This window comes from Conyzicola sp., assembly GCF_046714715.1.
Lineage (GTDB): Bacteria > Actinomycetota > Actinomycetes > Actinomycetales > Microbacteriaceae > Conyzicola.
In genome coordinates this window covers 1-6,333 of sequence record NZ_JBKKAD010000006.1, presented here as the reverse complement: position 1 = coordinate 6,333, position 6,333 = coordinate 1, and the positions used below count along the sequence as shown (strand labels likewise).

The 6,333-nt window shown below is 67.2% G+C and carries 7 protein-coding genes; 4 read left to right on the top strand and 3 right to left on the bottom strand.

Annotated elements, in window-relative coordinates:
* Window positions 1-55: 55 nt before the first annotated feature.
* The gene (locus ACLQ6X_RS00645) at window positions 56-607 is read right to left on the bottom strand and encodes a TetR/AcrR family transcriptional regulator (RefSeq protein ID WP_411698230.1); all 552 of its coding nucleotides are present in this window, start codon (window positions 605-607) and stop codon (window positions 56-58) included.
* Window positions 608-666: 59 nt separating this feature from the next.
* On the opposite strand from ACLQ6X_RS00645, the gene ACLQ6X_RS00640 reads away from it, so the two are divergent.
* On the top strand, window positions 667-2,181 hold the full coding sequence (locus ACLQ6X_RS00640) for an MFS transporter (RefSeq protein WP_411698229.1): 1,515 nt from the start codon (window positions 667-669) through the stop codon (window positions 2,179-2,181).
* Window positions 2,182-2,285: 104 nt separating this feature from the next.
* Here the strand turns inward: ACLQ6X_RS00640 and ACLQ6X_RS00635 are convergent, their stop codons facing one another.
* Window positions 2,286-2,543 (bottom strand): DUF6458 family protein, encoded by a 258-nt coding sequence (locus tag ACLQ6X_RS00635; RefSeq protein WP_411698228.1) that lies wholly within the window; start codon window positions 2,541-2,543, stop codon window positions 2,286-2,288.
* Window positions 2,544-2,653: 110 nt separating this feature from the next.
* Between ACLQ6X_RS00635 and ACLQ6X_RS00630 the strand changes: the two genes are divergently transcribed.
* Complete coding sequence (locus ACLQ6X_RS00630) at window positions 2,654-3,709, top strand: 3-isopropylmalate dehydrogenase (protein WP_411698227.1); 1,056 nt, start codon at window positions 2,654-2,656, stop codon at window positions 3,707-3,709.
* Between the two features lie 27 nt (window positions 3,710-3,736).
* Window positions 3,737-4,849, top strand: a complete 1,113-nt coding sequence (locus tag ACLQ6X_RS00625; RefSeq protein ID WP_411698226.1) for a branched-chain amino acid aminotransferase — start codon at window positions 3,737-3,739, stop codon at window positions 4,847-4,849.
* A gap of 256 nt (window positions 4,850-5,105) precedes the next feature.
* On the opposite strand, the gene ACLQ6X_RS00620 is transcribed toward ACLQ6X_RS00625, so the two are convergent.
* The gene (locus ACLQ6X_RS00620) at window positions 5,106-6,110 is read right to left on the bottom strand and encodes an aldo/keto reductase family protein (protein ID WP_411698225.1); all 1,005 of its coding nucleotides are present in this window, start codon (window positions 6,108-6,110) and stop codon (window positions 5,106-5,108) included.
* Window positions 6,111-6,112: 2 nt separating this feature from the next.
* On the opposite strand from ACLQ6X_RS00620, the gene ACLQ6X_RS00615 reads away from it, so the two are divergent.
* The coding region (locus tag ACLQ6X_RS00615; protein ID WP_411698224.1) for a DUF2437 domain-containing protein at window positions 6,113-6,333 on the top strand (221 nt) is incomplete at its 3' end.

Below are 6,333 nucleotides of genomic sequence, written 5' to 3'. Positions count from 1 at the left end.
GGGGTCGCGAAATCGCTGGCGCGATTTCCAAAGCTCCACCGCGCTCAACCAACCGTCAGGCCTTTCGCGACCGGGCCAGCTCCTCGATCGCGCCGATCACGTCGTCGAGCTCGGTGCTCGGCGTGGGCTGCTTGTCGAACGGGAACAACGCCGCGTTGTAGTACAGCCCGTCGCCGACGAGCAGCACCAGCCGCGCCACCGCGGGGTCGCCCACGGCTTCCTCGATGAGCGTGCGCCAGCCGTGCTCGACGCTCGCGAGTGCCGCGTTCGCCTCGGGATACAACCCCGACTGCGCCAGCCGCGTCATGGCGATGTAGGTGGTGTCGAAGGGTGTTCCGACGACGACGGACGAGCGGATGAAGCGGCTCACGATGCCGTCGGTGGCGGCCGTCAGCTGCTCCAGGTCGGCCTCCGCGAGGGATGTCATGCGCCCGACGAGTCCCTCGACGAGGTCTTTCTTCGCGCCGAAGTGGTAGAGCAGCCCGCCCTTCGAGACGCCCGCCTCGACGGCCACGGCCTCGAGGGTGGCGGCCCGCTCGCCACGGTCGATCACGAGGCGTTCGAACGCGTCGAGCACCGACTCCTTGGCTGACGTCTTCTGAACCATGCGACCACTGTAGCCGCGACCGCTTGATTACTGTACCGTCCAGACGGTACAGTAGTTCTATGAGTACCTTGGAAGAGACCCGCGTGATCGCCACCCCGAAGCGGTGGGCGGCCCTCGCCGTGCTCATGCTGCCGGTGCTGCTCGTGTCGATCGACAACACCGTACTCAGCTTCGCCCTGCCGCACATCGCCCGCGACCTCCTGCCCAGCGCCGCCGCCCAGCTTTGGATCGTCGACGCCTACCCGCTCGTGCTCGCGGGGCTGCTTGTGGCCATGGGCAATCTCGGCGACCGTTTCGGCCGCCGCCGCATGCTCATGATCGGTTCCGTCGGCTTCGGGGTCGTCTCGATCTTCGCCGCCTTCGCCCCGGATGCGACCTGGCTCATCGCGGCCCGCGTCCTGCTCGGATTCTTCGGCGCCATGCTCATGCCCTCCACACTGTCGCTATTGCGCACGATCTTCACCGACCGCCGCGAGCGCCGCCTCGCCATCGCCATCTGGGCGACGGGCTTCTCGGCCGGAGCGGCGATCGGACCGATCGTCGGCGGGCTGCTGCTCGAGAACTTCTGGTGGGGCTCGACCTTCCTCGTCGCCGTGCCCGTGCTGCTGCCCCTGCTGATCCTCGCCCCCATCCTCGTCAAGGAGTCGAAGGACCCGGCCCCTGGCCCGTTCGACCTGCCGAGCATCCTGCTCTCGATGGCCGCCCTCGCGCCCATCGTCTACGCGATCAAGTCGTTCGCCACCGAGGGTCTCGGCGTGCTGCCCGTCGTGCTCGTGCTCGTCGGCGTGACCGCCGGGGTGCTGTTCGTGCGCCGGCTGCTGCGGCGCGAGAACCCCATGCTCGACATGAAGCTATTCCGCGTGCCCGCGTTCAGCGGCGCGGTGGTGGTCAACCTGGTCAGCGTGTTCTCGCTCGTAGGTTTCCTGTACTTCCTCACCCAGCACCTGCAGCTCGTTCTCGGCATGGCGCCGTTCGACGCCGCCATGGCTCTCGTGCCCGGCACCGTCGTGATCATCGTCGCGGGCCTGGTGGTCGTGCCGCTCGTGCGCCGCATCCGTCCGGGCTTCATCATGGCGGGCGGTCTCGCCCTGTCGCTCGGAGCGTACGCGTCGATCGCGATCATCGGGGCGGATGCCACGATCGTCAGCCTCATCGTCGCGTTCTGTGTGCTCAGCGCCGGCATCGGCGCGGCGGAGACTCTCTCGAACGACCTCATCATCTCGAGCGTTCCGGCGGCGAAGGCGGGAGCGGCATCCGGTGTCTCCGAAACCGCCTACGAGATCGGGGCCGTGCTCGGCACCGCCGTGCTCGGCAGCATCCTCGCCGCGTCGTACCGCACCTCGATCGTGATCCCCGACGGGGTGGGTGCCGCGGAGGCCACCGCCGCGCGGGAGACGCTCGGCGGGGCCGTCGAGGTGTCGTCGGCGCTGCCGGGCGACCTCGGCGACGCTCTGCTCGCGTCGGCCAGGCACGCGTTCGACTCGGGCGTCGTGACGACGTCGTGGGTGGCGGTGGCGCTGATGGCGGTCGCGATCACGGTGACGTTGGTCACGCTGCGCAAGATACGCGCTTAACGACGAAACGCCGGTCGAGTAGGGCGCCCCGCGCCCGTATCGAGACCTCAGGAGGTTTCGATACGGCCGCAGGCGGCCTACTCAACCAGCGTCGCTGGTGGTTCTTAGATCGTGTCGTTGGGCGTGATGGTCGAGCGCTGCTGGACGGCCTCGCCGCTGGCGGGGTCGACGGCCGAGCGCACCGTGGTGGTCGACTGGCGCTTACGCATCATCAGCACGAGACCGAGGATGAAAATCAGAACCCCGGCACCCATAAGCAGGTAGCCGATGGTGCTCACTTCGATCCAGTCCAGCTGAACGTTGACGGCAAACGCCAGAATGGCGCCGATGACGAACAGGGCAATACCGCTTCCAATACTCATGCGCTCAGGATAGCGAAACGAAGCGCTTTCACCCCAGAGCGCCACCACCTTGCGCGCGTCGCGTCCGCGCTGCTATGGGGTGCGACGGCCTCGGGCAGTACGCTTTACCAATGCCCACTTCGCTCAATCTCGCCGTCATTCCCGGAGACGGTATCGGCCCCGAAGTCATCGCCGAAGCCCTCAAGGTGCTGCGCGCCGCTGTCGACTCCGACCTCCAGGTCGACGCCACCGAGTACCCCTTCGGTGCCGGGCACTTCTTGGAGACGGGCCGCATCCTCGACGACGCCGACCTCGACGCGCTCAAGCAGCACGACGCGATCCTGCTCGGCGCGGTGGGCGGCGACCCCCGCGACCCCCGCCTGAAGGGCGGCATCATCGAGCGGGGACTGCTGCTCAAGCTGCGCTTCGCGCTCGACCACTACGTGAACCTGCGGCCGACGACGCTGTTCCCCAGCGTCGAGTCGCCGCTCGCCAACCCGGGTCACGTCGACTTCGTGGTCGTGCGCGAGGGAACCGAGGGGCCGTACGTGGGCAACGGCGGCGCCATCCGCGTGGGCACCCCGGCCGAGGTGGCCAACGAGGTCTCGGTCAATACGGCTTTCGGCGTGGAACGCCTCGTGCGCTATGGCTTCGAGACCGCGTCATCCAGAACCGCAAAAAAATTGACCCTCGTGCACAAGACCAACGTGCTCGTCTTCGCGGGCTCGCTCTGGCAGCGCACCGTCGACCGCGTCGCGCTCGAATACCCCGACGTGGCCGTCGACTACCTGCACATCGACGCTGTGACTATATTCCTGGTCACGAATCCGGGTAGGTTTGACACCATCGTCACGGACAACCTCTTCGGCGACATCATCACCGATCTTGCTGCCGCTATCAGCGGCGGAATCGGACTGGCCGCCTCCGGCAACATCAACCCGGACGGAACGTTCCCCAGCATGTTCGAGCCGGTCCACGGATCGGCCCCCGACATCGCCGGCCAGCAGAAAGCCGATCCCACCGCAGCGATCCTCTCCGTGGCCCTGTTGCTCGACCACATCGGGCAGACGGATGCCGCGGCTCGCGTCTCCGCAGCCGTGTCTGCCGACCTCGCCGCCCGTGGCTCCACGCCGCGCAGCACCTCGCAGATCGGCGACGCCATCGCGGCCTCGCTCACTCAGAATTAGCACCATCAACCGACAGGACCAGCCAGAATGATCAAGAACCTCCTTGCTCCCACCACCCTGCAGTTCCTGCGCTCCACCAACCCCGAAGCCAAGTCGGAGATGGAGCGCATGGAGATCCTCGCCGACCCGGGCTTCGGCAAGCACTTCACCGACCACATGGTCGACATCTGCTGGTCGGCCCGCGGAAGCTGGCACCGCCCGCGTGTGCAGCCCTACGGTCCGATCGCGCTCGACCCGGCCGCGGCCGTGCTGCACTACGGCCAGGAGGTCTTCGAGGGCATGAAGGCCTACCGTCACGAAGACGGCTCGATCTGGACCTTCCGCCCCGAGAAGAACGCCGAGCGGATGCAGCGTTCCGCGCGCCGCATGGCCATGCCCGAGCTGCCCACCGAGTACTTCATCGATTCGCTCAAAGAGATCATCAAGGCCGACCACGCCTGGGTGCCCTCCGAGCCCGACACGAGCCTGTACCTGCGCCCGTTCATGTTCGCGAAGGAGGCGTTCCTCGGCGTGCGCCCGGCTGAGAAGGTCAACTACTACGTGATCGCCAGCCCGGCCGGACCCTACTTCGCCGGCGGTGGAGTGGTACCGATCTCGATCTGGCTCTCGACGAACTACTCGCGCGCCGGCAAGGGTGGAACCGGCGCCGCCAAGACCGGCGGCAACTACGCCTCGTCGCTCGTCGCCCAGGCCGAGGCCTACGACAACGGCTGCGACCAGGTGCTCTTCCTCGACAGCGAAGAGGGCAAGTACCTCGAGGAGCTCGGCGGCATGAATATCGTGCTGGTCTACAAGGACGGCACCCTCGTCACGCCCGAGTCCGACTCGATCCTCGAGGGCATCACGCGCGACTCGATTCTGCAGCTGGCCGAAGACCGCGGACACACGGTAGAGCGCCGACGCGTCAGCCTCGACGAGTGGCGTGAGGGCGTGGCATCCGGAGACATCGTCGAGGCGTTCGCCTGCGGCACCGCCGCGGTGGTCACGCCGATCGCGCTCGTCAAGAGCACCGACTTCGAGATCGGCAGTGCGGATGCGCCCGCCGGCCCCCTCACGCTGTCACTGCGCGCGGAACTGACCGACATCCAGTACGGCCGTCGCGACGACGTGCACGGCTGGATGATGCGCCTCGACGCGTAGCCGCCCTCGCTGATCGAGCCTGTCGAGATCCCGCCGGTCGAGCAGGCCGTCCACGGCCGTGTCGAAACCGGTGTGCGCTCGTCTGGCTCGGGTGCGGGTGTGCGCACGACTGCACCCGAGCCGAACGGCAGCGCCCCGTGCTCGCGCCGTGTTTTTTCGCTGGCGCGCCCGATCATTCGAGCGCGCCAGCGAAGATACGCCGCGCAGCGGGTTTCGATGCGGGCCGTAGACGGCCCTACTCAACCGACGAGAACGGCTAGCGGCTCTTCGGCGAGCGGCCGACGGTGAGCGACGCGTCCTTCTCGGCGACGTCGCCGATGGCCGCGTCGATCGCCGCGAGCGTCTCGGGTGAGAGCTTCACGCCCGAGGCCTTGACGTTGTCGGTCACCTGCTCGGGCCGTGACGCCCCGATGATCGCCGACGCGACGTTCTCGTTCTGCAGCACCCAGGCCACGGCGAGCTGCGCCATCGTCAGCCCGTTCTCCGCCGCGATCGGCTCGAGCTTCTGTACGCCCTCGAGCACCTCGTCGCGCAGCCACGATCCGATCATGTCGGCTCCTCCCGCGGCATCCGTCGCCCGAGTCCCTGCGGGCAGCTCGGCTCCGGGCTTGTACTTGCCGGTGAGCACGCCCTGCGCGACCGGCGACCAGACGATCTGGCTGATGCCGAGCTCGACCGACGTCGGCACGACCTCGGCCTCGATCACGCGCCAGAGGGCCGAGTACTGCGGCTGGTTCGAGATCAGCTGGATGCCGAGCTCGGTGGCGAGCTTGTGACCGGCGCGCAGCTGCTCGGCCGACCATTCGGAGACACCGATGTAGAGCGCTTTGCCCTGGTGCACGACCTGCGCGAACGCCTGCATGGTCTCTTCGAGCGGGGTCTCGTAGTCGTAGCGGTGCGCCTGGTAGAGGTCGACGTACTCGGTGCCGAGGCGCACGAGCGAGGCGTCGATCGACTCGCGGATGTGCTTGCGGCTGAGTCCGGTGTCGTTCGGACCCTTCGGCCCGGTCGGGAAGTAGACCTTCGTGAAGATCTCGAGCGACTGACGGCGCTGCCCCTTGAGAGCGTCGCCTAGAACCTTCTCGGCGATCGTGTTCGCGTAAGTGTCGGCGGTGTCGAACGTGGTGATGCCCGCGTCGAGCGCGGCGTGAACGCACTGCGTAGCCACGTCGTTTTCGACCTGCGACCCGTGGGTCAGCCAGTTTCCGTAGGTGATTTCTGAGACCTTGAGGCCGCTGTTTCCGAGATATCGATGTTCCATGGATGCAACGCTATCGCCGCGCGGTAAACGAACCGCGCACTCTCGGTAGCATTGACATCGTGAAAATCGCGCGCTTCAGCACTGGTGGGGACCCCCGTTTCGGCATCGTCGACGGCCACGAGATCGTCGTTCTCCAGGGTGACCCGAAGTTCAGCGCATTCGACACGACCGAGGAACGCGAGCCGAACTCGGCCGTGCGGCTGCTCGCTCCGGTCAACCCGCG